Source organism: Actinospica robiniae DSM 44927 (genome assembly GCF_000504285.1).
GTDB lineage: Bacteria > Actinomycetota > Actinomycetes > Streptomycetales > Catenulisporaceae > Actinospica > Actinospica robiniae.
Genome location: NZ_KI632511.1, coordinates 9,093,177 through 9,119,849 on the forward strand (window position 1 = coordinate 9,093,177; position 26,673 = coordinate 9,119,849).

The window sequence follows — 26,673 nt, forward strand, 5'->3', positions numbered from 1 at the left end:
CGGCCGGGTTCCAAGAGCTAACGGCGCCGACCACTCTTGCGGGTGAGCGAAAGTCCCTAGGAAGTCCTCTTTTCCGGAACTTTCAGCCCGATTGGCGTACCTCGCGCAGTTCCGGCACGTGGCTTTCCAGGCCGGGAGTCCACCACACGCCGGTGTCCTCGTCCACGGTGAAGGACTCGTAGCCGCTGCGCTGAGCCAACTGGGTGAGGAAGGGCCGTGCCTCGACGCCGAGGGCGATCGCGGCGGTCGCGTAGCCGTCGGCGAGGGCGAGATCGGGGCCTGTCACGGTCGCCTGCGCCAGCCCGGACGCCGGGCGGCGGCTACGAGGGTCCCAGACGTGGGCGCCGCGCTGGCGGGTGCCGGAGGTGGCGACGGCGCCGTCGGCTCGTCGCAGCCGCAGCAGGATCTGGTCGGGCCGGTGCGGGTCCTCGACGCCGACGCTCCACTCGATGCCGGTCGATCGCAGGCGCACGTCGCCGCCCGCGTTGAGGAGGTGCTGCGGCAGGCCCTGCTCGACCAGCAGCCGCGAGGCGCGTTCGGCGGCCCAGCCTTTGACCGCGCCGCAGGGGTCGAAGTTCGGCGGATCGCCCACGGCCCAAGCGTCGAAGGCTCCGCGGGTCTCGTTGCGCAGCTGGCCGCACAGGCCGAGCACCTCGCGGAAGTCCGCTGCTTCGTCGGGCGAGAGATCGGGCTGGTTGTCGAGGTCGCCGGGGGACAGGCGGCCATCCCGGATCCGCGAGACCGGACTCTCCGGGATGAAGGGGGAGTAGACCTCGTCGAGCCGGTGCAGAAGGGCACACGCCTCCCGCCAGGCGGCCGCGAACCGCTCGCCGTCGGTGTCTTCGGGCACGGCGACGGAGAAGACGGTGCCCATCACCGGTTCTGCGGCGCGCAGCAGGCCCACGGCCTAGACCCCGGCCTTGTCGAGGGCGGCCTGGAGCGACTGCGCGTAGCCCTCGGAGGTGAACGTCGCGCCGGAGACGATGTCGATGTTACTGCTCTGCGCCGACAGAGCCTCGGACTTGAGCTCGGGCAGCGCGATGGAGACGATCTGATCCTCGTAGCTGCCGTTGTCCGGGACTTCGAGCACGTTCACGTTCGTCAGCTTGCTGTCCGAGAGGACGGCCTGCACCTGCACCGGTCCGTAGCGCGTGTCGACCTCCGAACCGGTGAACGTGCCGCTGACGGTCTTCTTCGAGGACGACGAGGTCTTCGACGAGCCCGAAGACGACTTCGGTGACGCGGGGGACGAGGGCGCCGTGGACGGATCCGCCGACGGGGCGGAATCAGTGCCGCTCTGCGCCGCGGTGTTGTTCTGGACCGTGCTGCTGCCGAGGGCCGAGATGCTGCCGCCGGAGCGCGACTTGAACGAGAGCAGCAGGGCGAGGCCGACGGCGGTGAGCGTCAGCGCCAGAAGGACTTTGCGCATCGGTGGCTTCCTCGCTCGCTAAAGATCGAAGGATTCGACATGGATCCGGCGGCCCGGGATCTTGGCCCGGCGCAGGCCGCGCTTCGCGGCGTGCACCAGCCCCGGCGGCCCGCACAGGTACACGTCCCGGTCGGAGAGGTCCGGCACCAGGCGGTGCAGCTCGGCCGGGGAGAACGGGTCGGGGCCGGACTCGCGCGTTCCCACCAGCGGGAAGAGGCCGAAGCCGCGCTGTTGCGCGATCTGGGCCAGCTCCTCGTAGAGCGGCAGTTCACGCGGGCTCGAGGCCCGGTAGAGCAGGACCGCCGAGCCGCCTCCGCCGGGCAGCGACTCGAACATGGCGCGCAGCGGGGTGATCCCGGCTCCGCCCGCGATCATCAGTACCTTGCCGCCGGCGCCCGGGTCGAGCCGGCGCGCGGTGAAGGCTCCGTACGGGCCCTCGAACCAGACCTTGGTGCCCGGCCGCAGGTGCCGCAGCGAGCCGCTGGCGTCGCCGAGGTCCTTGACCGTGATCCGCAGGCTGCGGTCTCGGGGCGGCGCGGAGATCGAATACGGATGCGACTGCCACCAGTGCGCCCGGTCGAGGAAACGCCAGCGCAGGAACTGGCCGGGCTCGATCCGCAGCCTTCGCAGGTTACGGCCCGTCAGGTGGACGGAGACGACCCCAGCGGCCTCGGGCACGACGGATCGCACCCGCACATCGTGCCGCAACGAGCGGGCGATCGGCACCAGCACGCGATAGATCACGAGCAGCGCGCCCACCAGGACGTGCGCGCCGACCCACAGCGAGCGGTTGCGGGGCGAGTCGGAGAACTCGGAGCCGTCGGCGAACTCGTGCGAGAACGCGAGGGCCATCGCGAGGTAGACGTACAGATGGATGAAGTACCAGGACTCGTACGCCATCCGTCGCCGTACAGCGCGGGCCGAGACGATGCCGACCCACAGCAGCAGGCCGAGGGCGGCCGTGGCCATGAGCACGTCCGGATAGTCGAGCTCGAGGGTGACCGCCTCCGAGACCGGGTTGGTGCGCAGGCTCAGCGCGTACCCGAGGATGATCAGCAGGGCGTGGCCCAGCGCGAGCGAGACGGTGTACTCGCCGAGCGCGCGGTGCGCCCTGGTCAGCACGTCGGAGCCGACCCGGTGCTCGAGCAGGGGTATCCGGGCCATCAACGCGACCAGCACCAGCAGCAGGTACGCCGCGAGCAGCCCGGATATCCGGCCGGCCGCGGTCAGCGCCCCGCCGGCCGAGTCGAGCGAGCCGGCGGTCGTGCCCTGCCACCAGATCATGACGATCGGGACGACTCCGGCAGCGATGGCGAGCACCAGCGCGTACGTCCAGCCGCGGCCGGGCCGGGGCAGCACGGTGGCCGCGGCGGCCGTCGACGGCCGTGCGTGCGCGGGGCCCGAGCTGGTTGCAGTCACCCCATAACTGTGCCTCACCTCGATGAGACGTTCCGGCCCGGCAGTCGAGAATAAGTTAAGAAAAACGTTCAGGAACTGCAAAGACGCTGCCGGACCGAGGTCCGCGCCCTCCGGATCGCGCGGGGAGGGTGACGTCGCTTGGGCCGGAAGGCGCAGCGCGGCGAGGCGCGGACGCGCTCAGGAACAGCAGCCGCCCCCGCAGCACCCGCCGCCGGACGGTGCCGGGCCCTGCTTCCGGCCGCCGACCGAGACGGCCGAGAACAGCTTGACGGTGTCGGTGTGCCCGGCCGGGCAGGCGGCCGGCGCGTCGGACTCCGCCATCGGTCGGGTCTGCTCGAAGGTCGCCCCGCATGCGCGGCAGCGGTATTCATAACGTGCCATGCCAGGGAGTGTACGGGCTCCCGGGCCGGAATCCACGGCGTGTCCGTTCTCCGTATTAATTCCGGCATAACGCACAATTTCCTTGTGCCCGGCGCGCCCCTCGGCCGCGGCGCCCTGATCGCGGAGGCGGAAGGACCAGCGCGTGCTGTGGACGGTGGCCGTGCACGTGCTCGCCGCGGTCCTCGCTCCGCCGCTGGTGCGCCGCTTCGGCCGGGGCGCGTTCCTGGTGCTCGCGGCGGCCCCCGCGGCCGCTCTCGGCTGGGCGCTGGCGCAGACCGCGGGCGTGCTCGACGGGCATCCGGTCGAGCAGGTGGTCGAGTGGATCCCGCAGTACGACGTCTACCTGGCCTTTCGCTTGGACGCGCTGAGCCTGCTGCTGCTCTACCTCGCCGCCGGCATCGGCGCGCTGGTGCTGATCTACTGCGCCCGCTACTTCGACTCGGACGAGCCGGGGCTCGGCCTGTTCGCCGCCTCGCTCACCGGCTTCGCCGGTGCGATGATCGGGCTGGTCCTGGCCGACGACCTGGTGCTGCTGTACGTCTTCTGGGAACTGACCACGATCCTGTCGTTCCTGCTCATCGGCCATTACGCGGACCGTCCCGGGGCGCGCCGCAGCGCCCTGCGGGCGGTGACCGTCACCACCTTCGGCGGGCTCGCGCTGCTGGCCGGAGTGGTGATCCTGGGCCAGGACGCCCGGACGTACCGCATCTCGGCGATCCTCGCCCACCCGCCGCACGGCACAGCCGTCACCGCGGCGCTCGTGCTCCTGTTGGTCGGCGCCTTCGCCAAGTCGGCCGTGTTCCCGTTCAGCCAGTGGCTGCCCGGCGCCATGGCCGCGCCCACGCCGGTCAGCGCGTATCTGCACGCGGCCGCCATGGTCAAGGCCGGCATCTACCTGATCGCCCGCTTCGACCCGGCCTACGGCAGCGAGCCGTACTGGCAGGGGCTGTGCATGTGCCTGGGCGGCGCGACCATGCTGCTCGGCGGCATCAGAGCCCTGCGCGAGCACGACCTCAAGCGCGTGCTCGCGTTCGGCACCGTCAGCCAGCTCGGCTTCCTGGTCGCCGTCTTCGGCGGCGGCAACCGGGACGACGCCTACGCGGGGGTGGCGATGACCCTCGCGCACGCGCTGTTCAAAGCCCCGCTGTTCCTCTCCATCGGCATCATCGACCACTGCACCAAGACCCGTGACCTGCGAAAACTCTCCGGCCTCGGGCGTTCCATGCCCACGTTGTGCGTGATCACGTGCCTGGCCGCGGCCTCGATGGCCGGCATCCCGCCGCTGCTCGGCTTCGGCGGCAAGGAAAGCGTGTTCGACGCCTTCTGGTCCGGAGCCGAGGACGGCTCCCACATCGATCCGTACATGTTGGTCGTGTTCACGGTCGGCTCGGCGCTCACAGTCGGATACACCTGCCGCGTCGTGTGGGGAGCGTTCGCGGCGAAGCCCGGCGTCGAGCCGACGCCGGTTCACCCCGAAGGCGCGCTCTTCTTCGCTCCGGCCGGCGTGCTCGCGCTGGCCGGGCTGGTGCTCGGCATCGGCGCGCCCTTGCTCGACGAGCTCTTCGCCGAGTACGCCGACACGCTGCCGGGGCCTCGTCATCTGGAGCTTCACATCGCCGGCTGGAGCGGTATCGGGATGCCGCTGGCGCTCTCGGCCATCGCGTGGGCGGGCGGCGCCGCGATCTTCCTGCTGCGCAAGCCTCTGCTGCGCTTCCACCGCGACCACACCCTGCCCGAGGGCGAAGACGTCGTCACCAACCTGCTGCTCTCGATCGAGCGCGCGTCGCTGCAGATCACCGGCTCCGTCCAGCGCGGCTCGCTGCCGGTGTACGTCGGCACGGTCTTCGTCACGGCGGTCGCGCTCGGCATCTGGGCTCTGATCTCGGGCGCGCCGTGGCACCTGCCGCATCCGGTGCCGTGGTGGTTCTCGCGCACGCAGCTCGCTGTCGCGATCCTGACCTGCCTGGCCGCGCTCAGCGTGCCACTGCTGCGCGGGCGGCTTCCCGCAGCGCTGCTCACCGGAGTCACCGGCTTCGCCGTGGCGATCCTCTTTCTGGTGGACGACGCGCCCGATCTCGCGTTCACCCAATTGGCCGCCGAGACCGTCTCGCTGATCGTGTTCGTCCTGGTTCTGCGACGCCTCGGCCCCGACTTCGTGCGTACGGTGCGGACCAGCCGCCGCGTCGCGCATATGGCCACCGCGATCTCCACCGGCGCCGTCCTCAGTGCACTGACGTACGTCGCGGCCGCCGGCCGCCGCGTCGCACCGGTCGGACCGGGCTACAAGGCGCTGGCCGAGCACGCCAAGCTCGGCAACGTCATCTCCGCCATCATCGTCGACTTCCGATCCTGGGACACGCTCGGCGAGAGCAGCGTGCTCGCCATCGCCGCGGCCGGGGTCACCAGCCTGGTCTTCGCCCGCCGCGGCGCCACGGCGGCCGCCCGAAAGAATCACCACGACGCCTCGGCGCGGGAGGAATCAGCGGCCGGCCGCCCGAGTGAAAACGTCTCCGGCGGGTGGCTGGCCGCCCGTCCGGCGGTACTCCAGCGTTCCCTGCAACTCGAAGTCGTCGCCCGTTTGACGTATCACACGATCCTGCTGGTCTCGCTCTACCTGCTCTTCCACGGCGAGGGCGGGCTCGGCGGCGGGTTCGTCGCGGGACTGCTCGCAGGGCTCGGCCTGACAATGCGTTACCTCGCCGGCGGGCGCTACGAGCTGGCCGCAGCGGCTCCCGTGGACGCCGGTGTCCTGCTGGGTGTCGGCATGGCGCTCGCGGCCGGCACCGCGCTGCTCGGCTACGCCTGGGGCGACACCGTCCTGGCGCCCGGCGAGATCGTGCTGCACCTGCCGGTGACCGGTGAGGTCGACGTGCACAGCTCCGTGCTGTTCGACATGGGCGTCTACGTCCTGGTCATCGGCATCGTCCTGGACATCCTGCGCTCCTTCGGCTCGGAGCTCGACCGGCACATCGCGGCCGACCGCGAGGCCGAAGCCGCCGGAGGTGCGCCGTGAGCGGCTCCGGCACCAGCCTCACCCTGGTCCTGACCGGCGGCCTGCTCGTGGCCTGCGGCGTCTACCTGCTGCTGGCTCCGAGCCTGACCCGGCTCGTGCTCGGCTTCATCCTGGCCGGCAACGGACTCAATGTGCTGATCCTCGCGGCAGGCGGGCTCGGTCCGGCCGACGCGCTCACCCAGGCCATGATCCTCACCGCCATCGTGATCACCCTCGGCATGGCCGCCTACCTGCTCGCGTTGGCCTACCGCACCTGGCAGCTGAGCGGCGACGACCTGGTCCAGGACGACGTCGAGGACCGGCGTATCGCCAACGCGGCGCACCGGATCCGTCTGCGCCGCGAACTGAGCGCCCAGCGGGCGGAGTACCGGGCCGAGCGCAAGGCCGCCCTCGCCATCGCGCGCCACCGCAGGCAGGAGCTGCGCGATTCGCTCCACGAGTCCCGCCGGGAACTGCGCGCCCGTGCCCGGCTCGAGCGCGCCATCGCCGCCCGCGCCGAGGACTACGAATACCTCGAGGAGGAGACGGAGACCGACACCGACTTCACCCGGCCGCCCAACGACAGCGCCGGTGGTGGGGCGCCGTGACCGGTCTCGTCCCGCTGCCGGTGCTGCTGCCGCTGTTCGCGGTCGGCCTCAAGTTCGTGCTCGGACCGCGCCGACTTCGCATCCAGACATTCATTTCGCTGACGGTGCTGACCGCTGATCTGATCATCAGTTCGGTACTGATGGTGGGTGCCGACGAGCACGGGCCGATCGTGGTCCAGGTCGGCGGGTTCGCCGCGCCGCTCGGGATCACGCTGGTGGTGGACCGCTTCTCCGGGCTGATGCTGGCGATCTCCTCCACCGTCACGCTGGCGGTGCTCGTCTACTCGCAGAGCCAGCGCACCGCCGACGAGAACGAGGACGAGGCGGGCACGCCGCTGGCCGTGTTCTATCCGACGTACCTCGTGCTCGCGGCCGGGATCGCCGACAGCTTCCTGGCCGGAGACCTCTTCAACCTCTACGTCGGGTTCGAGGTCTTGCTGACCGCCAGCTATGTGCTGATGACCATCGGGGGAACGGAACAGCGGATCCGGCACGGCGCCGTCTACATCATGGTCGGCGCGTCGTCCTCGCTGCTGTTCGTCGGCGCGATCGCCGTGGCCTACGCGGCCTGCGGCACGGTCAACCTCGCCGACCTCGCCACCCGCCTGGCCACGACCGAGCCTGCGGTCCGCCTGGCCGTGCAGGTCCTGCTGCTGACCGTGTTCGCGGTCAAGGCGGCCGTCTTCCCGCTCTCGGCCTGGCTGCCCGACTCCTATCCGACCGCGCCCGCGCCGGTCACCGCCGTGTTCGCCGGACTGCTCACGAAAGTCGGCGTCTACTCGCTCTTCCGCACGCAGACACTGCTGTTCCCGCATGAAGGCCGCGCCCCGCTGCTCTACGCGCTGGCCGCGCTCTCGATGCTCGTCGGCATCCTCGGCGCCGTCGCCCAGGCCGACCTCAAACGCCTGCTGTCCTTCACCCTGGTCAGCCACGTCGGATTCCTGGTGCTGGGACTGGCCGTCGGCACGGTCCGCTCGCTTTCGGGCGCGCTGTTCTACGCGATCACCCACATCACCGTGCAGACGTCGCTGTTCCTGGTGACCGGGCTGATCGAGCGGCGCGAGGGCACGGCCGACTTCGGCCGGCTGGCCGGACTCGCGCGGATGGCCCCGGTGCTCGGCGTGCTGTTCTTCCTGCCGGCCATGAACCTCGCCGGGATCCCGCCGCTCTCCGGCTTCGTGGCCAAGCTCGCCCTGCTCCAGGCGGCCGCGGCGACCGGTGGCGTCGGCGCGTACAGCCTGCTCGCGGCGATGCTGCTGACCAGCCTGCTGACGCTCTACGCGATGACGAAAGTCTGGTCGAGGGCGTTCTGGCGCAATCCCGGCGAGGGCCTCGGCAAGGACAGTGAGCGGCAGATCGTCTTCCCCGGCATCTCCGGCGTCGCGGTCATCCGCAGCACCGTCGGCGAGGCCCGCGGCATCGGCGGCCGGCGCATCTCCACCGGGGAGAACTACCCGGCCGGCATGGTCGGCGCGACGGTGGGTCTGATCGTGCTCAGCCTCGCCTACACCGTGTGGGCCGGGCCGATCGCCCGCTACACGTCGCGGGCCGCGGCCGAGATGCTCGATCCGCAGGTGTACGTGCACGCCGTCCAGTCCGTCATCGGAGGTGCGCATTGAGCGCGGTGCGACGACGCAGGGTGAAGCCGGGCGCGGTGCTGTGGCTGGTCGGAGTGTGGCTGCTGCTGTGGGGAAGTATCAGCCCCTTGGCGATCGTCTCCGGCCTGGTGATCGCGCTCGTACTGCTCGTCGGCACGCCGCAGCCGCCGGTCGAGATCGGCTTGCGCTTCCGGCCGCTGCGCGTGCTCAGCCTGCTGGTCTTCGTCTCCTTCGACCTGGTGGCGGCCAGCTTCCGGGTCACCGCGCAGATTCTGCGGCCCGCCCGCCCGCAGCCGGCGATCTTCGAGGTCCCGCTGCGGGTGCACGGCGGTCTGATGATCACCATGGTGGCGGTCGCCCTCTCGGCCGTGCCCGGCAGCACCGTCATCGACGTCCGGCCGCAGCGGCGGATCCTGGAGATCCACGTCCTGGACGCCTCCGCCCCCGACGCGGAGCAGACGGTCATCCGCGAAGTGCGCAATCTCGAGCGACGCATCACCGCGGCCTTCGGCCCCAAGGCCGAGCGCGAGCGGGTGCGGAAGGAGCCCGGCCGGTGACGATGGACGAGTTCTGCCTCTACGGCGCCGCGGTCGTGCTGGCCGTCTCCGCGCTGCTCGTGCTCGTGCGCACGGTCATCGGCCCGACCATCTACGACCGGTCGATCGGCCTCGACGTGCTCACCGCCATCTGCCTGGCCGCGATCTCGGTGGACGCCGCCGAACACCACGACGGCGAGTTCCTGCCGATGCTCCTGCTGCTCTCGCTGGTCGGGTTCACCGGCGCGGTGTGCATCGCCCGGTTCGCCGGCTCGGTCGAGGGCGAGGAGGTCTCCGGCGACGACGGCTGCGTCGCGCCCGGCCTGGCGGACGACACCCTCGGCGGCTCGCTGCCCGCGCCGTTGCCCGAGACCGAGCTGGAGAAGCGACGCGAGGAGGGACTCTGACGATGACGGCGGCTCAGGTCCTCGACGACATCGGCGACGTGGTGATCCTCGGCGGCGCGCTCTGGTCGCTGATCGGCGGGATCGGCCTGCTGCGGTTTCCCGACGTGCTCACCCGGATGCACGCCGCGACGAAGCCGCAGGTGCTCGGCCTGCTCATGGTCGTGCTCGGAGTGGCGCTGCGACTGCGCGATGCCAACGACGTCACCACGCTCATCCTGGTCGGGCTGTTCCAGACCTGGACGGTGCCGGTGGCCGCGCACATGATCGCCCGGGCCGAGCGGCGGCGCCGGGGCGGGGTGTGATCTTCGGATCGAAGCGCGGCTAGAGTGGACGGGCCGTCCTTCTAGCCGGAGTCACCGATGCCGCCCCTCCTCGCCCTGGTCGCCTCGCTCGTCTGGGGCAGCAGCGACTTCGCCGGCTCCATGCTCTCGCGGCGCTGGCCCTCCACGGCCGTGGTCTTCCTCGGCACCCTCATGGTCTTCGTCGTGCTCACGCTCGGCATCCCGCTGCTGCACCCGCCCTTCGGGGCCTATCAGCTCTACGGACTCGGCGCCGGATTCGCCGTCGGCATCGGCCTGGCCTGCTTCTACCGGGCCATGGCCGCCGGGCCGATGTCGCTGGTCGCGCCGCTCTCGGCGACCAGCGCAGCCGTCCCGGTGCTCTGGGCCTTGGCCCGCGGCGGTCACGTGGACGCGTTGCAGGGCGCGGGGATCGTGCTCGCCTTCGCCGGCGTCATCCTCGCTTCCGGGCCGGAGCTGCGCGAAGGCGCTCTGGTCAGCCGCTCCACGTTACTGCTCACGCTGGTCTCCGCGATCGGCTTCGGGCTCTACTACATCTTCTTCGCCCTCGGCTCCGCCACCAGCGTCTACGGCACCGTGCTGGCTCAGCGCGCGGGCGGCGTGATCATCCTCGCGCCGGTCGCGCTGCGTGGACTGCGGGCGGGCACCGGACCGTTGCGCGGCCTCGCCTTCGGCGCCTCGGCCATAGGCCTTCTGCTTTGGAGCGGCTTCGGCGACGTCACCGCCAACTCCCTCTACGGCCTGGCCACCCGGCACGCCGGCGGCGGACTGCCGGTGGTCATGGCGCTCTCCGGCCTCTACCCGGTGGTCAGCACCCTGCTCGCGCGCGGTCTGCTCAAGGAGCGGCTGCGTCCGGTGCAGAACCTCGGAATCCTCGCCGCGTTCACCGGAGTCCTCCTGCTCAACGCGTGAGGATGTCACTATACTTCGATACATGACTGCTATCCCGGTGCCGATCACACCCGAGCTGCACGCCTATCTCCTCGCCCACACCTCGCCCCGCGACGACGTGCAGAACTGGCTGATCGAGCGCACCGCCGAGCTCGGCGGCGTCGCCCGGATGCAGATCGCGCCGGAACAGGGCGTGCTGCTGACCATGCTGACCCGGCTCACCCGGGCGCGGGTCGCGGTGGAGGTGGGCACCTTCACCGGATACTCCTCGATCTGCATCGCCCGCGGGCTGGCCGAGGGCGGCAAGCTGATCTGCTGCGACATCAGCGAGGAGTGGACCGGCATCGCCCGCGAGGCCTGGGACCGCGCCGGACTGACCGAGCGGATGGACCTGCGCATCGCCCCGGCGCTCGAGACGCTCGAGGCGCTGCCGGCCGAGGAGCACATCGACTTCGCCTTCGTGGACGCGGACAAGCAGCCCTACTGGGAGTATCACAGCGCCCTGATCACCCGGCTGCGCCCGGGCGGGATCATCGCGTTCGACAACACCTTCCGCAGCGGCGAGGTGGTCGACTCGCGCCGCGCCGCGGCCGGCGAGGACGGCGACCCGGATCCCGGCGCCCTGCACGTGTTCAACGAGCGGCTGGTCGCGGACGAGCGGGTCGAGGTGGTCATGCTGCCGATCGCGGACGGGCTCACCGTCGCGCAGAAGCGTTAGCGCCGGCGTCGGGGCGGATCGCGCATCGGCGCCACGGCTGTCGGAGGCGGCCGCTACGGTGGCCCCTGTGACTACCGATGAGCTGACCGCGCCCACCGATCTGCACCTGCCGCCGCTGCCCGCGTCCTGGCGTCAGGCCCTGAGCGCGGAGATCGAGAAGCCGTACTACCGCGAGCTCGACGCCTTCGTCGCGGCCGAGCGCGCGGCGCACCAGGTCTTCCCCCCGCGCGAAGAGGTCTTCGCCGCGCTCGAGGCCACCGCGTACGAGGACGTCCGGGTCGTGCTGCTCGGCCAGGACCCGTACCACGACGACGGCCAGGCGCACGGCCTGTGCTTCTCGGTCCGGCCGGGCGTGCGCGTCCCGCCGTCGCTGCGCAACATGTACAAGGAGCTCAACGCGGACCTCGGGCTGCCGATCCCGGCGAACGGCGACCTGCGCCCCTGGACCAAGCAGGGCGTGCTGCTGCTCAACACGGTGCTCACGGTCCGCGCGCACGAGGCCAACTCGCACAAGAAGCGCGGCTGGGAGACCTTCACCGACGCGGTGATCCGCGCCGTGAGTGCGCGCGAGCAGCCGGTCGTGTTCGTGCTTTGGGGCGGCCCGGCCAAGACCAAGACGGCCTTGATCGACACCGGCAAGCATCGGGTGATAGAAGGCGTGCACCCCTCGCCGCTCTCGGCTAACAAGGGCTTCCACGGCTCGCGGCCGTACTCCGCGGTCAACGAGGCGCTGGGCGAGCTCGGCTACTCGCCGGTCGACTGGACGCTGTGAGCCATCCCGCTGCCACGCTGCGTGCGCCGGGTGGCGGCGGCTCCGGCGGGGCGGACCCGGCCGGGCAACCGGACCCAACCGGTTTGCTTGATCGTGCGTCTCTCCCGCCGGAGGTGTCATCATGACCATGAGCAGAGGTCAGTTCATCGCCGTGACGGCCGTGCTCGCGGCGGCCGTGATGGCCGGGTCGGGGTATCTGGCGTACGCGTCGGTGGGCGGTTCGTCCACGCCCCCGCAGAGCCTGCCGCCGGCCACCGGATCCAGCGCGACCGCGAGCGCGGACGGCTCGCCGGTCACCGTGCCGACGCTGACCGCGACCGTCGGCGCGAGCGCGTCGGCGTCGCCGAGCGCTGCCGCCTCCGCATCCGCGTCGGCCTCCGCCCCGGCGGCGCCCGGCTGCGGTGACGACGCCATCACGGTGAGCCTCGGCCAGGGCCAGGGCGCCGCCGGGCACGTCAGCGTCCTGCTGCTGTTCACCAACTCCTCCGGCCAGACCTGCACGCTGCAGGGGTATCCGGGCGCGGAGCTGGTGGACCCGAGCGGCACGCTCAAGCCGCTCGACGCCGTGCGGAAGCTGACCGGCAACATGGGCGGCGCGGTCGGCCTGGCCAAGCCGCCGCTGGTGACGCTCGCGGTCGGGCAGACCGTCTCGGCCGTGCTGGAATGGTCCGACGTGCCCTCGGGCGACTCGTCCGCGTCCTGCTACACCTCGGCCGACACGCTCGAGGCGACCCCGCCCAACTCGAAGCGGAGCACCACGCTCGCGCTCGGTTCCTCCGCGACGGTGTGCGGCGCCTTCCAGGTGCACCCGGTGCTGCCGCTGATCGGGAACGCCCCGGCCTCCTGAGGCTCAGCCGACGCCGGTGCCGATGAGATTGCCGATGAGGTAGGTGGCACCGGCCGCGACGGCGGCGAGCAGCAGCTGGCGCAGCGCGCTGAACCAGACCGGCCGCGAGGTCAGCTTGCCCACCGCGCCGCCGCCGATCAGCGCGCCCAGCGCCGCCAGCACCAGGGCCAGCCAGAGCAGCTGCGAGCCGAAGAGGTAGGGCGCGAGCGGGATGATCGCGCCGAGGGTGAAGGACGCGAACGACGCGCCGGCCGCAGTCAACGGCGAGGGCAGGTCGTGCGGGTCGACGCCGAGCTCCTCGCGCACGTGCAGGGTCAGGCCGTGGTCCGGCTGGGCCGAGATCTGCTCGACCACTTTGCGGGCGAGCTCGGGCTCGACACCCTGCGCCACGAACGCGGCGGCCAGCTCGGCCCGCTCGCCGATCGGGTTGCGCTTGAGCTCGTTGCGCTCCTTGGCCACTTCGGCCTGCACCAGCTCGTTCTGCGAGGAGACCGAGACGTACTCGCCGGTCGCCATGGAGAACGCGCCGGCCACCAGGCCGGCCACGCCGGTCAGCGCCACCGTGTGGACCGAGCCGCCGCCCGCGCCCACCCCGCTGATCAGCGAGACGTTGGTGACCAGGCCGTCCATCGCGCCGAAGACGGCCGGGCGCAGCCAGCCCCCGGACACGTCGCGGTGGTGGTGCGCGGGCGGCGGTCCCGGGGTGCGCGGGGAGTGCGGTTTGTCGGCTGCCTCAGGCAAAACGGCTCCGGTCTTCTTGCGGTCGCAGGCACGCCGCAGCGTGGCGGGCGGAGGTGGGATAGGCGCAACTTTACATGCCCGGGCGCGCCCTTGTCGGCCCGGACCCGGCCGCGCAGCGCCGGTGGCGGCCCGCGCCGGACGACGGAGCACCGGTGCGCATCGGGAAGGGGAGTGAACCGGTTGCCCGGGGCCCGAGAAGAGCGCCTCCGGGCGGTTGAACAGCCCTGAGATAAGGGTGGTCCAGACCCTTGACACGGCCAATGGTCTGGACCACATTCTCGGCAGGCGCCGTGTCGCGGCGCGTTTCGAGCCGAGGAGATGTCAGCCTTGAGCCACCCACCCACATCCTCATCACCCACGTCGGCTTCCGGGCCGGGCGGCCGTCGCCGTCGGACGGCGGCGTTGGTCTCCGGCGCTTTGGCGGTCGGTCTGGTCGCGAGTGTCAGTCTGCTGGCGAGTCCGGCGACGGCGGCGGCGACGAATCTGTTGTCGGATCCGGGCTTCGAGTCCTCGCTCTCCGGGTGGAGTTGCGATGCGGGGACGGCGGCGGTGGTCTCCTCGCCGGTGCACGCGGGTTCGGGGGCGCTGGCCGGGTCGCCTTCGTCTTCGGATGACGCGCAGTGTACGCAGACGGTCTCGGTGGTGCCGAACACGTCGTACACGTTGTCGGGGTATGTCGAGGGCTCGTATGTGTATATCGGGGTGAGCGGGGGCTCTTCGACGTGGACGCCGAGTGCGTCGAGTTGGCAGCAGTTGAGCGTGACGTTCACCACCGGTGCGTCGCAGACCTCTGTGCAGGTGTTCGTGCACGGCTGGTATGCGCAGCCGACGTATTACGCGGATGACCTGGCGCTGACCGGGCCGGCCGGGGCGAGCTCCTCGCCGTCCGCGAGCGCGTCCGCGAGCAAGACCCCCACGCCGTCCGCAAGCGCCAGCGCGAGCCCGTCGCACTCCGCCAGCCCGAGCGCCTCACCGACGCCGACCGGCACCACCAGCTCGCCGCCCGGAGGCCTGAACTGGAAGGTCGCGCCGTACATCGACATCACCGCCTCCACGCCGACGCTGCTGCAGGTCGAGCAGGCCACCGGGCAGAAGACGTTCACCCTCGCGTTCCTGCTCGGCAGCAGCGCGGGCTGCGTGCCGGAGTGGGGCGGGACCATCCCGCTGACCGACTCGCGCATCATCGGCGAGATCAACGCGCTGCGGGCGGCGGGCGGTGACGTCGCGGTGTCCTTCGGCGGCGCGCAGGGCCCCTACCTCGAGACGACGTGTTCGGGTGAGTCGGCGCTCGAGGCCGCGTACCAGAGCGTGGTGAGCACCTTGAAGGTGACGCACCTCGACTTCGACATGGAGGCGGCCACCAACACCTCCGAGGTCAACCAGGCCATCGCGCAGGTCCAGGCGGCCAACCCGGGCCTGGTCATCTCCTACACGCTCGAAGTGCAGGCGGCGACCTACGGCCTGACCCCCGCGCTCGGCGTGCAGGTGCTGCAGAACGCGGTCTCCGAAGGCGTGAAGGTCGGCATCGTCAACCCGATGACCATGGACTTCGCGCCCGACGGCGATTGGGGCACCAGCGTGATCGAGGCCGCGCAGTCCACCGAGGCGCAGATGGCGACGATCTGGCCGAGCTACTCCAGCGCACAGCTCTACGCGATGCTCGGAGTCACCCCGATGATCGGCGACAACGACACCGGCCCGGTGTTCACCATCGCCGACGCGCAGCAGCTGCTCTCCTTCGCGAAGTCCAACCACATCGGGCGCCTGGCCTTCTGGTCCGTGGGCCGCGACAACGGCGGCTGCGCCGGCGGCGGCGTCTCGCCGACCTGCAGCGGCATCTCGCAGTCGAGCTTCCAGTTCACCTCGATTTTCGCCGGATTCACCGGGTAACACCCCGGCGCACCGGCCCGGTCGGCGTCCCCACCTGCGGGGACGCCGACCAGTCGGTGGCGCGACGTATCCTGCGGGTATGCGTGTGCGACCCCTTCTGGACTGGCCCGGCGGCGAGGCCGCGGCGGCCTCCGCGATCGGACCGGCCATGGGCGTCCTCGACGACGTGGCCCGCATCCTCGACCACGGCGAAGTCGCCGTGCTCAGCGGCGCCGGCCTCTCGACCGAATCGGGCATCCCGGACTACCGCGGCGTCACCGGCACCCTGCGCCGGCACACGCCCATGACCTACCAGGAGTTCGTCTCCAGCGAGGCCGGCCGGCGGCGCTACTGGGCCCGCAGCCACGTCGGCTGGCGCACGATCACCGGGTCGAAGCCGAACTCCGGCCATGCCGCGGTGGCGGCGCTCGGCCTGGGCGGCCACGTCTCGGGCGTGATCACGCAGAACGTGGACGGCCTGCACACCGCTGCGGGCACGCCCGATCCGATCGAGCTGCACGGCGCCCTGGCCCGGGTGATCTGCCTGGACTGCGGGACGCTGAGCTCGCGCGAGGCGCTGGACCGCAGGTTGCGCACGGCCAACCCGGACTTCCACGACGGCGGCGGCACTCGGATCAACCCGGACGGCGACGTCGAACTCGACGACGCGGCGGTGGCGGCGTTCGACTTCGTCCCCTGCGACGTGTGCGGCGGCACGCTCAAGCCCGACGTCGTCTTCTTCGGTGAGAACGTGCCCAAACCGAAGGTCGCGCAGTGCTACGAGCTGATCGACAGTTCGCGCGCGCTGCTCGTGCTCGGCTCGTCGTTGACGGTGATGTCCGGCCTGCGGTTCGTCAAGTACGCCGCGAAGGCCGGGAAGCCGGTCGCGATCATCAACCAGGGGCCCACCCGCGGCGACGCCCACGCTCTCGTCCGTCTCGAGGCGCCCCTCGGCATCAGCCTGACGACGCTGGTCACGCGGCTGGCCACGGCCTAGGGCCGGGAGAACCACGCCTCCGGCGCGCCCTCGAGGTAGCGCTGGATGCAGTTGGTGTGCCGCGGCGGAAGCTCCGGCAGTTCGTCCAGCGCGTACCAGCCCACGTCCACCGACTCGTCGTCGTTGACCCGCGCCTCGCCCGATAGCGCGCGGCACAGGAACGCCACATCCATGTACACGGCTTGATCGCCGTTGGCGTGGGCGAACTGCGGCGTCGTCTCGACCGCGAGGACGCGCTCGATCTCCGCGACGACGCCGGTCTCTTCCAGGATCTCGCGGACGATGCCGTGGCCCGGCTGCTCGCCCGGCTCCAGGCAGCCGGTGACCAGCGTCCACTTCAGGTTGTCCGCCCGCCGGACCAGCAGGACCCGGCCCGCGTCGTCCATCACCATGCCGGTGACGCCGGGCAGCCACAGCAGGTCCTGGCCGATCTTCTCGCGAATCGCGACGATGAATTCGGGGATCGGCATGCCCACGTCCTCCAGCTCGGCGAGATCGGATTCGGCCGCCGCACCACCTTCGGCCCGGCCGCGCGATCAGCTTAGCGAGCCCGCGCGGCCGTCCGCGCAAGCGTCCGCCGGCGCCGGGCGTCCCAAGAAAACCCGCCTCCCAGCAGGGCGGGCCGTGTATCTGATATGACAAACTCGCTGTGCAAGTGATCTCGTCGCAAGGAGAGTACGACGGTGCGAGCCCACACCCGTGAGCGCTTCGGCGCCCTGCCCGACGGCACCCCGGTGGACCGCTGGACCCTGACCGACGAGACGACCGGCGCCACCGCCGCGATCCTCGACTACGGCGCGATCCTGCAGGCGCTGCGCCTGCCCGACGCCGCCGGCCGCACCGCGAACGTCGTGCTCGGCTTCGACAACCTGCCGGACTACCTCGAGCGCAGCCCCTTCTTCGGCTGCGTGGTGGGGCGCTTCGCCAACCGGATCGCCGGCGGCGAGTACGAGCTCGACGGCGTCCGGGTCAAGCTGCCGATCAACGACGGGCCGCGGCCCAACACGCTGCACGGCGGCCGCCCCGGCTTCGGCGCCCGGATGTGGCAGGCGCAGGCCGAGGACGTGGACGGCGGCGCCGCGCTCACCCTCAGCCGGACCAGCCCGGACGGCGAGGAGGGTTTCCCCGGCGCGCTGAATGTGAGCGTGCGCTATATCCTCGCGAACGGCAGCCTCACTCTGGAGTACCGGGCCGAGACCGGCGCGCCGACGGTCATCAACCTGACCAACCACGCCCACTTCAACATGGCCGGCGAAGGCTCGGGCTCGGTGCTGGAGCAGGACCTGACCATCGCCGCCGACGAGTACATCCCCGTCGACGGCGTGCTGATCCCGCTCGACGGCCCGGCGCCGGTGGAGGGCACGCCCTTCGACTTCCGCACCGCGCAGAAGGTGGGCGCGAGGCTGAGCGACCCGCACCCCCAGCTGCGACTGGCCGACGGCTACGACCACTGCTACGTCCTCCCGGGAGGGCGCACCGCGGCCCCGCGCCCCTTCGCCTCCCTGCACGACCCGGTCAGCGGCCGCGTCCTGCGCTTCGCGACCACCGAACCGGGCGTCCAGGTGTACTCCGCCAACGACTTCGACGGTTCCCTCACCGGCACCGGCGGCAAGCCCTACGGCCCGTACGCCGGCATCGCCCTCGAGACGCAGCATTTCCCGGACGCGCCCAACCGCCCGGACTACCCCTCGACGGCGCTGCGCCCGGGCGAGGTGTTCGAGTCGACGACGGTGCTGGAGTTCGGCGACGCGGCAGGGTCCTGATCAGGAGGCCGCGAGGCGCCGATACCGGCTGCCGTGGAAGACCAGCGGCGGGATCTGCGGGTCGGTGCCGAGGCGGTGCACGCCCAGCAGCACGATCTCGTGGTCCCCGGCCCGGATCTCGCGCTCGATCGAGCAGTCGAACCAGGCGCTGGCGTGGTCGAGCAGGATCGCGCCGTCCTCGGTGGCGTGCCAGGACAGCTCGGCGAACCGGTCGATGCCGCGCGAAGCGAGGCGCCGGCTGGCCGTCTCCTGCTCGTGGCTGAGCACGCTGACGCCGAGCCGGGGTGCGTGGCGCAGCGTCTGCCAGGTTTCCGAGGACGTGGCCACGCACACCGAGACGAGCGGCGGCGCGAGCGAGACGGAGGTGAAGGAGTTGGCCGCCATGCCCACCGGCACGCCGTCGATGACGGCCGCCAGCGCGGTCACGCCGGTGGGGAACGCGCCGAGCACGCGGCGCAGCGTGGCCGGTTCGACCTCGAGATCCACGGTGACGGTCATGCTTGGCCTGCTTCCGTCTTGTCCGCGGCGCGCAGCGCGGCGGCGATCCGCGGGCGGGCCGCGGTGAGCCAGGGTTCGTAGGCGCTCGCCTCGTCGAACGCGCTGTCGAGCACGTAGAGGGCGCGCGTCGGCAGCACCGCGTCGAGTTCGGCGAGCACCGGCTTGAGGAAGACCTCGGGGGCGAGCGCGTGGGCCGGTCCGGCGCCGAGCATCAGCGGCACGGCGATCACGCCGTCGAGGCCGTTGTTCGGGAAGCGGTCGAGGAAGAGCTTGAGCAGGCCGGTGTACGTGGCCTTATACGTGGGGCTGGCGAAGACCACCAGGTCGAGGCCGCGGACCGCCTCGACGGCGTCGCCGACCTCGGTGTCGGACCAGTCCAGCAGGCCGGCGCCGAACGCGGCGAGGTCGATCGCCGGTTCCGGGGCCCGGCCGGTGAGCTCCGCGGCCAGCCGGGCGGCGGCCTGGAAGGTGCGCGAGGCGGGCTTCGGGTTGCCCACCACGATGCCGACGCGCACGGCGGCGGAAGCTTCGGTGAACCCGGATTCGGGGGAGGGGCCGGCGGATGGAGAGTATGGATTCACGGTTCTCTCTCGCAGAAGATCGGACGGACGCGAGGCGGTGATCGAGGCGCGATCAGCCGCGCGGGGCGCGGGCAGCCCGGCGGCGGCACCGGGCGCGAGGCGCCGGCGGCCCGGGCGTGATCAGCTCAGCGACACAGCGCGCTGCACACGCGCGCGAAATCGACGTGGCGACGGACCACCAGGCGCGGTGTGATCGGGGCGGTGCGTGCGGCGAAACGACGCATCTCCCGTTCACCTCCGCTCTTGAAGTCCCCTATGAGTGCCGTCCGCTTTCGAAACTAGACACAGCCCGGCAGGGCTGTCAATCAACGTCCATCCGCCGACCACTGGGACGCGCTTGACACCCCGTCGAAGCCGTCCCTATCGTCAAGCCGAGGTCAGCGTATTTCCCGGGCCCCGCCCGGCAATCGGACGTGAGGAGGGTGAGACGCATGGCATCCGCGCGCACCATCGCCGCCCGCACGCGTTTCTCCGCGCTTCTCGTCGCCCGCCGCCACGTCGATCTCCTGCGCGTCAACAGCGCCCTGTGTAACTGAGTCCTTCCGAGTATTCGCAGCGTTCTCGCCGCCCGCGCCGCGGGCCGGTGCGGCCTGCCTGAAATCCGAACGTCTCAGCCATCGAAACAGGGGATCATCATGACCGCCCTCACCGACACGGCGTCACGGCGGAAAGGCACCGTGGTGACCCGCGCCGCCGTTCCCGACCTCGATTCCGTGCCCGTCTCCAACGCCGGCCGACGCGGTGCGAACGCGGGCGCGGTGCTGCGCACGGCCTTGCACCACGGGCCGATCGCGCGCAGCACCATCGCCAGGATCACCGGGCTCTCGCCGGCCGCGGTGACCGGCCACAGCGCCGATCTCGCCGCCGCCGGACTGCTGCGCGAGCTGCCCGACGAGGTCCGCTCGAACGGAGCCGGCCGCCCGCACATCCCGGTCGCCGTCGACGACACCCGCCACCTCGTGGCCGCCGTGCACATCGCCATCCCGCAGACTTCAGTGGCCCTGCTCGACCTGTGCGGCCGGGTCCTGGCCAGCCGCGACGTGCCGCATACGAGCACTGATGCGGACGTCGTCATATCCCGCGCGGCCCGCGCTCTGGCAGAACTCTGCGAGGAGCACGGAGGCGTGCGCCCGCTCGGCATCGGCACCGCCGTCGGCGGCTGGGTCGACGCCGAATCCGGCATGGTGATGGACCATCCGCGGCTCGGCTGGTCGCTCGTGCCCTTGCGCGACCTGCTCAGCGAAGCCACCGGCCTGCCCGTCTACGTCGACAACCACTCGCGGGCCCTGCTGCTCGGCGAGATCCTGCTCGGCCGGGCGCGCAGCGCGGCGAGCGTGCTGCACCTGTTCGTCGGCAACGTCGTCGACGCCGCGTTCGCCACGCGTGGCGAGGCCCACTATGGCGCCGGATCCCAGGCAGGGGTCATCGCGCACCTGCCTGTGGTCGGCAGCGACGCGCCGTGCTCCTGCGGCCGCCTCGGCTGCCTCGAAGCGACAGTCTCGGAGTCGTCGCTGATCCGCCGGGCCGCGGAGAAGGGCGTGATCGAGACAACGGATTACCGCCTGCTGCTCCAAGCCGCTCGCAGCGGCAACGAGGAGGCCGTGGCGATGCTCGTGGAGCGCGCCCGGCTGGTCGGCCGCGCCGTGGCCCTGCTGACAGACATCTTCAGCCCCGAACTGATCATCGTGACGGACCCTGCGGCCTCCTATCTGCCGGAGGTGCTCGCAGCGCTGCGCGACTCCGCCGGAGCCCACCTGCGGACCGTCCGCGACGACGTGGACAGCATGCTGATTCCGAGCGGATTTCCCGGCGCCATTCTGGAAACCGCCGGCGGCGCGGTCATTCTCGACGCGCTCTACCGCGACCCGCTCGCGTTCATCAAGATAAATTCAGAACATTGCAAAATTGACGGGGCGGGGGCGCGGCTGTGACCATAGAAGACATGGACCGACACCACGTCAACCTGGTCAAGCGCCGGGTCATCGACCTGATGCGTGTGGGCCGATCCTCCTGTTGCCGGTGATCACGAAGCATTTCTGCGCTTCGTAGGTGAGAGCCGAGGAATCCGCTCGGCAGACACGGCCCGCTGATTTCGCGGGCGAAGACACCCCGTATCGACGCACTCCCTCACGCGCGGCCTCCGCCGTCCGCCGCGTGGCGATGGCGTGCGCCCGGCGACAAGACCCATCGAGGAGATCCACCGTGTCCACCCTGCCCGCCCACCGATCCGGCATCGATCGAAGACTCCTGCTGCGCTCCGTGCTCGCCACCGGCGCCGCGCTGGGTCTGAGTTCCTGCGCCGCGGTGAAGACCGCCGGCCCGAGCCTCGCCGCCGACGCCGCACTGCCGCAGGCGGTGCCGACCGGCACCAGCCTCTCCATCGCCTCCGGCCTCGGCACCACGCAGCTCGAGCTGCAGTTGTCCGGCCTCATCGAGAAACTGCCCTTCCAGGTGCCGTCCTGGCCGAACCTGAGCGCCGGGCCCGACGTGCTCGCCGGCTTCCGCGCCGGTTCGGTGGAACTGGCCGTCAATGCCGGCATCCCGCCGATCGAGGCGCACAACCAGGGCTATGACACCCGGATCGTGGCCATCAACCAGACCCGCACCCCAACCTACGTCTTCGCCACCAAGCCGCACAGCACGATCGAGTCGGTCGACGACTTCCGCGGCAAGAACCTGGCCTTCTCCCAAGGCCAGGCCCAGGGCGTGGTGCTGCTGCGGGCCCTGCAGAAGGCCGGGATCACGGAGAAAGAGGTCCACCTGGTCGCCCTCACCAGTGACCAGTTCCTGGTCGCGCTCGAGGCCGGCCAGGTGGACATCGCGCCGCTGCCGGTGAGTCAGCTGCCGAACTACCTCAACAGCTACGGCAAGGACGGCGCCCACTCGATCGATACCGAGGTGGTCGACTTCCTGACACTGCTGTGGGCGCCCGCGCCGATCCTGGCGAACGAGGCGAAGGCGGCCGCGATCGCCGCGTTCGTACCGATCTGGGCTCAGGCCGTGGTGTGGGTGTACGAGAACCCGGCGTCGTGGGAGCAGAACTACTACGTCAAGTCCCAGGACATCTCGCTGGCCCAGGCCCAGCAGGTGGTCAAGCTGACCCCGAAGCCGTGGTTCCCGACCAGCTGGGACGCGGCCATCAGCTGGGAGAAGCAGACTGCCGACCTGCTCGCGCAGGGCGGCTTCATCAAGCCCTTCGACGCCTCGGCCCTGTTCGACCGGCGCTTCGAGGGCCTGGCGGCCGCCGCGGTCCCCGCGGCCTACCGGAGCTGATCGCCATGACACAGACCACCATCCGGCCGTTCGCGGCCACCGCCGCCCCCGTCGTCGCGGCCCCGGTCGAACACCGCCGGGTCCGCCGGCTCGGCCCCGGCCGGTCCGTCCCGTTCGCCCGCGCCATCGGGCCCGTGCTGCTGCTCGGCGTCTGGGCGCTCGCCAGCGCCACCGGCCGGCTCGATCCGCGCATCCTGCCGGCCCCCTGGTCGGTGGTGAGCACCGGGGTGCGGCTGTGGAACTCCGGCACGCTCGGCCCGGACCTGGCGATCTCGCTCCAGCGGGCCGGCGAGGGCTTCGCCATCGGGCTCCTCGCCGGCGTGGCACTCGCCCTGATCGCCGGGCTCAGCCGGGTCGGCGCGGCCCTGATCGACGGGAACGTGCAGGTGAACCGGGCGCTGCCGATCCTCGGCATGATCCCGCTGTTCATCCTCTGGCTGGGCATCGGGGAAACCTTCAAGATCACCATCATCGCCATCGCGGTGTACATCCCGATCTACATCAACCTCTCCGCCGCGCTCTCGGCCATCGACCAGCGCTACGTCGAACTCGCCGAGACGGTGGGCCTGAGCCGGTGGCAGTTCGTCCGCCAGGTCGTGATCCCCGGCGCGCTGCCCGGCTTCTTCACCGGGCTGCGCCTGGGCGTGACCGGCTCCTGGCTCGCGCTCGTCGTGGTCGAGGAGGTCAACGCCACCAGCGGCCTCGGATACCTGATGTACCAGCAGGCCACCTACGGGCTGATCGACAGCGTCGTGGTGGGCCTGGCCATCTACGGGATCTGGGGCTTCGCCTCGGACCTGATCGTCCGACTGATCGAAAGGAGGGTGCTGTCATGGCGGCGAACCCTCGCGGGCTGAACGGTTCCGCGCCCGCGGTCGTCCTGGACGGGCTCACCCGCCGCTTCGGGACCCGCACCGTGCTCGAGCACATCGAACTGAGCATCCCCCGGGGCCAGTTCGTGGCCCTGGTCGGGCGCAGCGGCTCGGGCAAGAGCACGCTGCTGCGGGCCATCGCAGGGATCGACCACGACGTGGTCGGCGAGGGCGCGATCCGCGCGCCGCAGGCCGTGTCCGTGGTCTTCCAGGACTCCCGGCTGCTGCCGTGGCGCCGCGTGCTCGACAACGTGCTGCTCGGCCTGCCGCGGCGCGGGCCGCAGGGCGCGGCGGCCGAGGCCGCCGCGCGCGCCGCGCTGGCAGAGGTCGGGCTGGCCGGCCGGGAGCAGGCCTGGCCGAGCGAGCTGTCCGGCGGCGAGGCGCAGCGGGCCGCGCTGGCCCGGTCGCTGGCCCGCGAGCCCGAGCTGATCCTGGCCGACGAACCGTTCGGCGCGCTCGACGCGCTCACCCGGATCAAGATGCACGCCCTGCTGCGCGAGGTGCTCGAGCACCACGAGCCGACCGTGCTGCTGGTCACCCACGACGTGGACGAGGCGGTGCTGCTGGCGGATCGTGCGCTCGTGCTCGAGGAAGGCCGGTTCGTGCTGGATCTGCCGATCGACCTGCCGCGGCCGCGCTCGAACAAGGACCGGCGTTTCGCCGAGTACCGCGAGCGCCTGCTGGCCGCGCTCGGGGTGCGCGAGGACGGTCCCGACACCGCGCGCGAGGCCGAAGAAATCGCTGTTCTGGAAGAGGTGGTCGCATGACCAGGGTCCTGCATCTCAACGCGTTCCTGATGAGCACGGGGCATCACGAAGCGTCCTGGCGGCTGCCGGAGAGCGATCCGCATGCCAGCACCGACATCGAGCACTTCAAAGCCCTGGCCCGCACGGCCGAACGCGGCACGTTCGACTCGCTCTTCCTCGCCGACGGACCCGTGCTGTGGGGCGGCGTGGCGCAGCGGCCGGCCGGGGTGCTCGAGCCGCTGACGCTGCTGACGGTACTGGCCGCCACGACCGAGCACATCGGCCTGATCGCCACCGCCTCGACCACCTACAACTCGCCCTACAACCTGGCCCGCCGCTTCGCCTCGCTCGACCACGTCAGCGGCGGCCGGGCGGGGTGGAACATCGTCACCACCGCCGGAGGAGCCGCGGCCCGCAACTTCGGCCTCGACGACGCCCCCGAGCACGCGCACCGCTACGAGCGCGCCGCCGAGTTCACCGAGGTCGCGCTGAAGCTGTGGGACAGCTGGGAGGACGACGTCTTCATCGGCGACAAGGACCTCGGCGTCTGGGGCGACGACCGCAAGATCCACCCGCCGCATCATCAGGGCCGGTACTTCTCGGTGGAGGGCGCGCTGAACATCCCGCGCTCGCCGCAGGGATACCCGCTGCTGGTCCAGGCCGGCTCCTCGGAGGACGGCAAGGACTTCGCCGCCCGCTACGCCGAGGCGGTGTTCACCGCGCAGCAGACCCTGGCCGAGGCCCAGGCCTTCTACCGCGATCTCAAGGGTCGTACTCTCGCGCTGGGCCGGGATCCGGAGGGAATCAAGATCCTGCCGGGCCTGGTCCCGGTGATCGGCTCGACCGAGGCCGAGGCGCGCGAGCGCGACGCCGAGCTCGAGGAGCTGATCACCTACGAGCACGGGCAGCGCCGGCTCGCCGAGCTGCTCCAGATCCCGTTCGAGCAGCTCGATCTGGACGCGCGGCTGCCCGCCGACCTGCCCCCGCCGGCGCTGATCAACGGCGCCCAGAGCCGCTACGAGCTCGTCGTGGAACTGGCCCGCCGGGACAAGCTCACCGTCAGGGAACTGATCGGCCGGCTCGGCGGCGGCCGCGGCCACCGCACCTTCGCCGGCACGCCGGAGCAGGTGGCCGACCAGATCGAGATCTGGTTCACCGACGGCGCGGCGGACGGCTTCAACATCATGCCGCCGGTGCTGCCCTCGGGGCTGGAGCTCTTCGTCGACGAGGTCGTGCCGATCCTGCGTCGCAGGGGCCTGTTCCGCACCGAATACGTACCCGGCGAGACCCTGCGCGACCGCTACGGTCTGCCGCGCCCTGAGGCCGGCCGGGCCCAGCTCACGAACATGAATGCTGATATCAAAATAGGGAGTCAGGCATGACCGTCACCGCCCAGGACGCCGCCGCGACCGGCGCGAGCGTCGAACTCGAGATCCAGAAGGTCACCGGCCGGATCGGCGCGCGCGTCTCCGGACTCGACATCACCCGGGAGCTGGACGCGGCCACCGTGGCCGCCGTCCGCGCGGCCCTGAACGAGCACAAGGCGCTGGTGTTCGACGCCACCGGCCTCGACGACGAGGGCCAGCTGGTGTTCGCCCGCAACTTCGGCGAGCTGACCACCGCCCACCCCACCGTCCCGGCGCTGGACGGCTCCCCGAACGTGCTGCCGGTCGACAGCGAGTGGGGCGGCCGGGCCAACCACTGGCACACCGATGTCACCTTCGTGGTCAGCCCGCCGCAGGCCTCCACGCTGCGTAGCATCGCCATCCCGCCCTACGGCGGCGAGACGCTGATCGCGAACTCGGCTGCCGCCTACCGCGACCTGCCCGAGCCGCTGCGCGCCTTCGCCGACACGCTGTGGGCCGTGCACACCAACGTGTACGACTACGCCGTGCAGGGCCGCAAGCTGGGCGAGCAGCACGAGGAGCACCGCAAGGTCTTCACCTCGATCAAGTACGAGACCGTCCACCCGGTAGTCCGGGTGCACCCGCTGACCGGCGAGCGCGGCCTGTTCATCGGCGGCTTCGCCCAGCGGATCGTGGGCCTGTCCGGCAGCGAGTCGCGCACGATCCTGGACCTGCTCCAGAGCTACGTCACCCGCCCGGAGAACATCCTGCGCTGGCGTTGGTCCCCGAACGAGCTGGTGCTCTTCGACAACCGCATCACCCAGCACTACGCCATCGACAACTACGACGACCTGCCCCGCCGCCTGCACCGGGTGACCGTCGCCGGGGACATCCCGGTGGGTCTCGACGGACAGCGCAGCTACTCGATCGCCGGGGACGCGTCGCACTACACGACCGTCGCCGAGATCGCCGAGCTCGCGGCCGCCTGACGCGGCGCCGCCCAAGGCCCGGCCGACCACGTCGGCCGGGTCCCGGCGCGTCCGGACCGATCATCAGACCTTTCGGCGATGTGTCGTCAGCCGCCTTCGGC

28 protein-coding genes are annotated in these 26,673 nt (G+C 71.2%); 20 read left to right on the top strand and 8 right to left on the bottom strand.

Annotated features, from left to right (window positions below; genetic code table 11):
- Nucleotides 1-82: 82 nt before the first annotated feature.
- The 4 genes from ACTRO_RS39110 to ACTRO_RS39125 form a co-directional block, all read right to left on the bottom strand.
- Nucleotides 83-904: an FAD:protein FMN transferase gene (locus ACTRO_RS39110; RefSeq protein WP_051452079.1), complete on the bottom strand. Its 822-nt coding sequence runs from the start codon at nucleotides 902-904 to the stop codon at nucleotides 83-85.
- Between the two features lie 3 nt (nucleotides 905-907).
- The gene (locus tag ACTRO_RS39115; RefSeq protein WP_034271437.1) at nucleotides 908-1,429 is read right to left on the bottom strand and encodes an FMN-binding protein; all 522 of its coding nucleotides are present in this window, start codon (nucleotides 1,427-1,429) and stop codon (nucleotides 908-910) included.
- Between the two features lie 18 nt (nucleotides 1,430-1,447).
- Nucleotides 1,448-2,848 carry a ferredoxin reductase family protein gene (locus ACTRO_RS39120; protein ID WP_063628149.1) on the bottom strand — a complete coding sequence of 467 codons (1,401 nt, stop codon included), beginning with the start codon at nucleotides 2,846-2,848 and terminating at the stop codon, nucleotides 1,448-1,450.
- Between the two features lie 177 nt (nucleotides 2,849-3,025).
- On the bottom strand, nucleotides 3,026-3,229 hold the full coding sequence (locus ACTRO_RS39125) for an FmdB family zinc ribbon protein (protein ID WP_034271439.1): 204 nt from the start codon (nucleotides 3,227-3,229) through the stop codon (nucleotides 3,026-3,028).
- Between the two features lie 142 nt (nucleotides 3,230-3,371).
- On the opposite strand from ACTRO_RS39125, the gene ACTRO_RS39130 reads away from it, so the two are divergent.
- The 10 genes from ACTRO_RS39130 (at nucleotide 3,372) to ACTRO_RS46510 (ending at nucleotide 12,897) form a co-directional block, all read left to right on the top strand.
- Nucleotides 3,372-6,242: a Na+/H+ antiporter subunit A gene (locus tag ACTRO_RS39130; RefSeq protein WP_051452080.1), complete on the top strand. Its 2,871-nt coding sequence runs from the start codon at nucleotides 3,372-3,374 to the stop codon at nucleotides 6,240-6,242.
- A complete protein-coding gene (locus ACTRO_RS39135; RefSeq protein WP_051452081.1) occupies nucleotides 6,239-6,829 on the top strand; it encodes an NADH-quinone oxidoreductase subunit K in 591 nt (196 codons plus the stop codon). The genes ACTRO_RS39130 and ACTRO_RS39135 overlap by 4 nt, the downstream gene beginning before the upstream one ends.
- Nucleotides 6,826-8,448: a Na+/H+ antiporter subunit D gene (locus ACTRO_RS39140; RefSeq protein ID WP_034271441.1), complete on the top strand. Its 1,623-nt coding sequence runs from the start codon at nucleotides 6,826-6,828 to the stop codon at nucleotides 8,446-8,448. Before ACTRO_RS39135 ends, ACTRO_RS39140 begins: the two co-directional genes overlap by 4 nt.
- Before the next feature lie 5 nt (nucleotides 8,449-8,453).
- Nucleotides 8,454-8,984 carry a Na+/H+ antiporter subunit E gene (locus ACTRO_RS39145; protein WP_169740012.1) on the top strand — a complete coding sequence of 177 codons (531 nt, stop codon included), beginning with the start codon at nucleotides 8,454-8,456 and terminating at the stop codon, nucleotides 8,982-8,984.
- Between the two features lie 2 nt (nucleotides 8,985-8,986).
- The gene (locus ACTRO_RS44555; protein ID WP_051452083.1) at nucleotides 8,987-9,370 is read left to right on the top strand and encodes an MrpF/PhaF family protein; all 384 of its coding nucleotides are present in this window, start codon (nucleotides 8,987-8,989) and stop codon (nucleotides 9,368-9,370) included.
- 2 nt (nucleotides 9,371-9,372) lie between these two features.
- Nucleotides 9,373-9,672 carry a monovalent cation/H(+) antiporter subunit G gene (gene mnhG / locus ACTRO_RS39155; protein ID WP_051452084.1) on the top strand — a complete coding sequence of 100 codons (300 nt, stop codon included), beginning with the start codon at nucleotides 9,373-9,375 and terminating at the stop codon, nucleotides 9,670-9,672.
- Nucleotides 9,673-9,729: 57 nt separating this feature from the next.
- A complete protein-coding gene (locus ACTRO_RS39160; RefSeq protein ID WP_034271444.1) occupies nucleotides 9,730-10,581 on the top strand; it encodes a DMT family transporter in 852 nt (283 codons plus the stop codon).
- A gap of 22 nt (nucleotides 10,582-10,603) precedes the next feature.
- Nucleotides 10,604-11,278, top strand: a complete 675-nt coding sequence (locus ACTRO_RS39165) for an O-methyltransferase (protein ID WP_034271447.1) — start codon at nucleotides 10,604-10,606, stop codon at nucleotides 11,276-11,278.
- A gap of 67 nt (nucleotides 11,279-11,345) precedes the next feature.
- Nucleotides 11,346-12,050 carry a uracil-DNA glycosylase gene (locus tag ACTRO_RS39170; protein ID WP_245594620.1) on the top strand — a complete coding sequence of 235 codons (705 nt, stop codon included), beginning with the start codon at nucleotides 11,346-11,348 and terminating at the stop codon, nucleotides 12,048-12,050.
- Between the two features lie 121 nt (nucleotides 12,051-12,171).
- Complete coding sequence (locus tag ACTRO_RS46510) at nucleotides 12,172-12,897, top strand: DUF4232 domain-containing protein (protein WP_084316874.1); 726 nt, start codon at nucleotides 12,172-12,174, stop codon at nucleotides 12,895-12,897.
- 3 nt (nucleotides 12,898-12,900) lie between these two features.
- Here ACTRO_RS46510 and ACTRO_RS39180 read toward each other — a convergent pair whose 3' ends face one another.
- Nucleotides 12,901-13,638 (bottom strand): VIT1/CCC1 transporter family protein, encoded by a 738-nt coding sequence (locus tag ACTRO_RS39180; RefSeq protein WP_051452087.1) that lies wholly within the window; start codon nucleotides 13,636-13,638, stop codon nucleotides 12,901-12,903.
- Between the two features lie 417 nt (nucleotides 13,639-14,055).
- On the opposite strand from ACTRO_RS39180, the gene ACTRO_RS39185 reads away from it, so the two are divergent.
- Together ACTRO_RS39185 and ACTRO_RS39190 are read left to right on the top strand one after the other, a co-directional pair.
- Nucleotides 14,056-15,528: a carbohydrate binding domain-containing protein gene (locus ACTRO_RS39185; protein ID WP_245594621.1), complete on the top strand. Its 1,473-nt coding sequence runs from the start codon at nucleotides 14,056-14,058 to the stop codon at nucleotides 15,526-15,528.
- Between the two features lie 79 nt (nucleotides 15,529-15,607).
- Nucleotides 15,608-16,504: an NAD-dependent protein deacetylase gene (locus ACTRO_RS39190; RefSeq protein ID WP_034271453.1), complete on the top strand. Its 897-nt coding sequence runs from the start codon at nucleotides 15,608-15,610 to the stop codon at nucleotides 16,502-16,504.
- Here the strand turns inward: ACTRO_RS39190 and ACTRO_RS39195 are convergent.
- The gene (locus ACTRO_RS39195) at nucleotides 16,501-16,974 is read right to left on the bottom strand and encodes an NUDIX hydrolase (RefSeq protein WP_034271456.1); all 474 of its coding nucleotides are present in this window, start codon (nucleotides 16,972-16,974) and stop codon (nucleotides 16,501-16,503) included. The two genes, ACTRO_RS39190 and ACTRO_RS39195, sit on opposite strands and share 4 nt — an antisense overlap.
- Before the next feature lie 213 nt (nucleotides 16,975-17,187).
- Here ACTRO_RS39195 and ACTRO_RS39200 point away from each other — a divergent pair, with 213 nt between their 5' ends.
- Complete coding sequence (locus ACTRO_RS39200) at nucleotides 17,188-18,267, top strand: aldose epimerase family protein (RefSeq protein ID WP_034271459.1); 1,080 nt, start codon at nucleotides 17,188-17,190, stop codon at nucleotides 18,265-18,267.
- Here the strand turns inward: ACTRO_RS39200 and ACTRO_RS39205 are convergent, their stop codons facing one another.
- Both ACTRO_RS39205 and ACTRO_RS39210 read right to left on the bottom strand, forming a co-directional pair.
- Complete coding sequence (locus ACTRO_RS39205) at nucleotides 18,268-18,765, bottom strand: flavin reductase family protein (RefSeq protein ID WP_034271461.1); 498 nt, start codon at nucleotides 18,763-18,765, stop codon at nucleotides 18,268-18,270.
- Nucleotides 18,762-19,280 carry an NAD(P)H-dependent oxidoreductase gene (locus ACTRO_RS39210; protein ID WP_034271465.1) on the bottom strand — a complete coding sequence of 173 codons (519 nt, stop codon included), beginning with the start codon at nucleotides 19,278-19,280 and terminating at the stop codon, nucleotides 18,762-18,764. The genes ACTRO_RS39205 and ACTRO_RS39210 overlap by 4 nt, the downstream gene beginning before the upstream one ends.
- Nucleotides 19,281-19,777: 497 nt before the next feature.
- Between ACTRO_RS39210 and ACTRO_RS51225 the strand changes: the two genes are divergently transcribed.
- The 7 genes from ACTRO_RS51225 to ACTRO_RS39240 all read left to right on the top strand — a co-directional run bounded on the left by ACTRO_RS51225 (nucleotide 19,778) and on the right by ACTRO_RS39240 (nucleotide 26,572).
- On the top strand, nucleotides 19,778-19,882 hold the full coding sequence (locus tag ACTRO_RS51225) for a putative leader peptide (RefSeq protein ID WP_342673739.1): 105 nt from the start codon (nucleotides 19,778-19,780) through the stop codon (nucleotides 19,880-19,882).
- Nucleotides 19,883-19,981: 99 nt separating this feature from the next.
- Nucleotides 19,982-21,277, top strand: a complete 1,296-nt coding sequence (locus tag ACTRO_RS39215) for an ROK family transcriptional regulator (protein WP_084316877.1) — start codon at nucleotides 19,982-19,984, stop codon at nucleotides 21,275-21,277.
- A 280-nt stretch (nucleotides 21,278-21,557) separates the two neighbouring features.
- Nucleotides 21,558-22,619, top strand: a complete 1,062-nt coding sequence (locus ACTRO_RS39220) for an ABC transporter substrate-binding protein (RefSeq protein ID WP_342673787.1) — start codon at nucleotides 21,558-21,560, stop codon at nucleotides 22,617-22,619.
- 5 nt (nucleotides 22,620-22,624) lie between these two features.
- The gene (locus tag ACTRO_RS39225) at nucleotides 22,625-23,476 is read left to right on the top strand and encodes an ABC transporter permease (RefSeq protein WP_034271471.1); all 852 of its coding nucleotides are present in this window, start codon (nucleotides 22,625-22,627) and stop codon (nucleotides 23,474-23,476) included.
- Nucleotides 23,452-24,258: an ABC transporter ATP-binding protein gene (locus ACTRO_RS39230; protein ID WP_051452088.1), complete on the top strand. Its 807-nt coding sequence runs from the start codon at nucleotides 23,452-23,454 to the stop codon at nucleotides 24,256-24,258. Before ACTRO_RS39225 ends, ACTRO_RS39230 begins: the two co-directional genes overlap by 25 nt.
- Nucleotides 24,255-25,619, top strand: coding sequence for an LLM class flavin-dependent oxidoreductase (locus ACTRO_RS39235; RefSeq protein ID WP_051452089.1), 1,365 nt, complete (start codon nucleotides 24,255-24,257; stop codon nucleotides 25,617-25,619). The genes ACTRO_RS39230 and ACTRO_RS39235 overlap by 4 nt, the downstream gene beginning before the upstream one ends.
- A complete protein-coding gene (locus tag ACTRO_RS39240) occupies nucleotides 25,616-26,572 on the top strand; it encodes a TauD/TfdA dioxygenase family protein (protein ID WP_051452090.1) in 957 nt (318 codons plus the stop codon). Before ACTRO_RS39235 ends, ACTRO_RS39240 begins: the two co-directional genes overlap by 4 nt.
- Nucleotides 26,573-26,673: the final 101 nt, after the last annotated feature.

Bases quoted from the DNA above. Each gene is read 5' to 3' on its own strand.
- ACTRO_RS51225 (WP_342673739.1), top strand. From the start codon at position 19,778: ATGGCATCCGCGCGCACCATCGCCGCCCGCACGCGTTTCTCCGCGCTT.
- ACTRO_RS39165 (WP_034271447.1), top strand. From the start codon at position 10,604: ATGACTGCTATCCCGGTGCCGATCACACCCGAGCTGCACGCCTATCTC.
- ACTRO_RS39215 (WP_084316877.1), top strand. From the start codon at position 19,982: ATGACCGCCCTCACCGACACGGCGTCACGGCGGAAAGGCACCGTGGTG.
- mnhG (WP_051452084.1), top strand. From the start codon at position 9,373: ATGACGGCGGCTCAGGTCCTCGACGACATCGGCGACGTGGTGATCCTC.
- ACTRO_RS39125 (WP_034271439.1), bottom strand. From the start codon at position 3,229: ATGGCACGTTATGAATACCGCTGCCGCGCATGCGGGGCGACCTTCGAG.
- ACTRO_RS39190 (WP_034271453.1), top strand. From the start codon at position 15,608: ATGCGTGTGCGACCCCTTCTGGACTGGCCCGGCGGCGAGGCCGCGGCG.
- ACTRO_RS44555 (WP_051452083.1), top strand. From the start codon at position 8,987: ATGGACGAGTTCTGCCTCTACGGCGCCGCGGTCGTGCTGGCCGTCTCC.
- ACTRO_RS39230 (WP_051452088.1), top strand. From the start codon at position 23,452: ATGGCGGCGAACCCTCGCGGGCTGAACGGTTCCGCGCCCGCGGTCGTC.
- ACTRO_RS39115 (WP_034271437.1), bottom strand. From the start codon at position 1,429: ATGCGCAAAGTCCTTCTGGCGCTGACGCTCACCGCCGTCGGCCTCGCC.
- ACTRO_RS39225 (WP_034271471.1), top strand. From the start codon at position 22,625: ATGACACAGACCACCATCCGGCCGTTCGCGGCCACCGCCGCCCCCGTC.
- ACTRO_RS39235 (WP_051452089.1), top strand. From the start codon at position 24,255: ATGACCAGGGTCCTGCATCTCAACGCGTTCCTGATGAGCACGGGGCAT.
- ACTRO_RS46510 (WP_084316874.1), top strand. From the start codon at position 12,172: ATGACCATGAGCAGAGGTCAGTTCATCGCCGTGACGGCCGTGCTCGCG.
- ACTRO_RS39160 (WP_034271444.1), top strand. From the start codon at position 9,730: ATGCCGCCCCTCCTCGCCCTGGTCGCCTCGCTCGTCTGGGGCAGCAGC.
- ACTRO_RS39205 (WP_034271461.1), bottom strand. From the start codon at position 18,765: ATGACCGTCACCGTGGATCTCGAGGTCGAACCGGCCACGCTGCGCCGC.
- ACTRO_RS39195 (WP_034271456.1), bottom strand. From the start codon at position 16,974: ATGCCGATCCCCGAATTCATCGTCGCGATTCGCGAGAAGATCGGCCAG.
- ACTRO_RS39240 (WP_051452090.1), top strand. From the start codon at position 25,616: ATGACCGTCACCGCCCAGGACGCCGCCGCGACCGGCGCGAGCGTCGAA.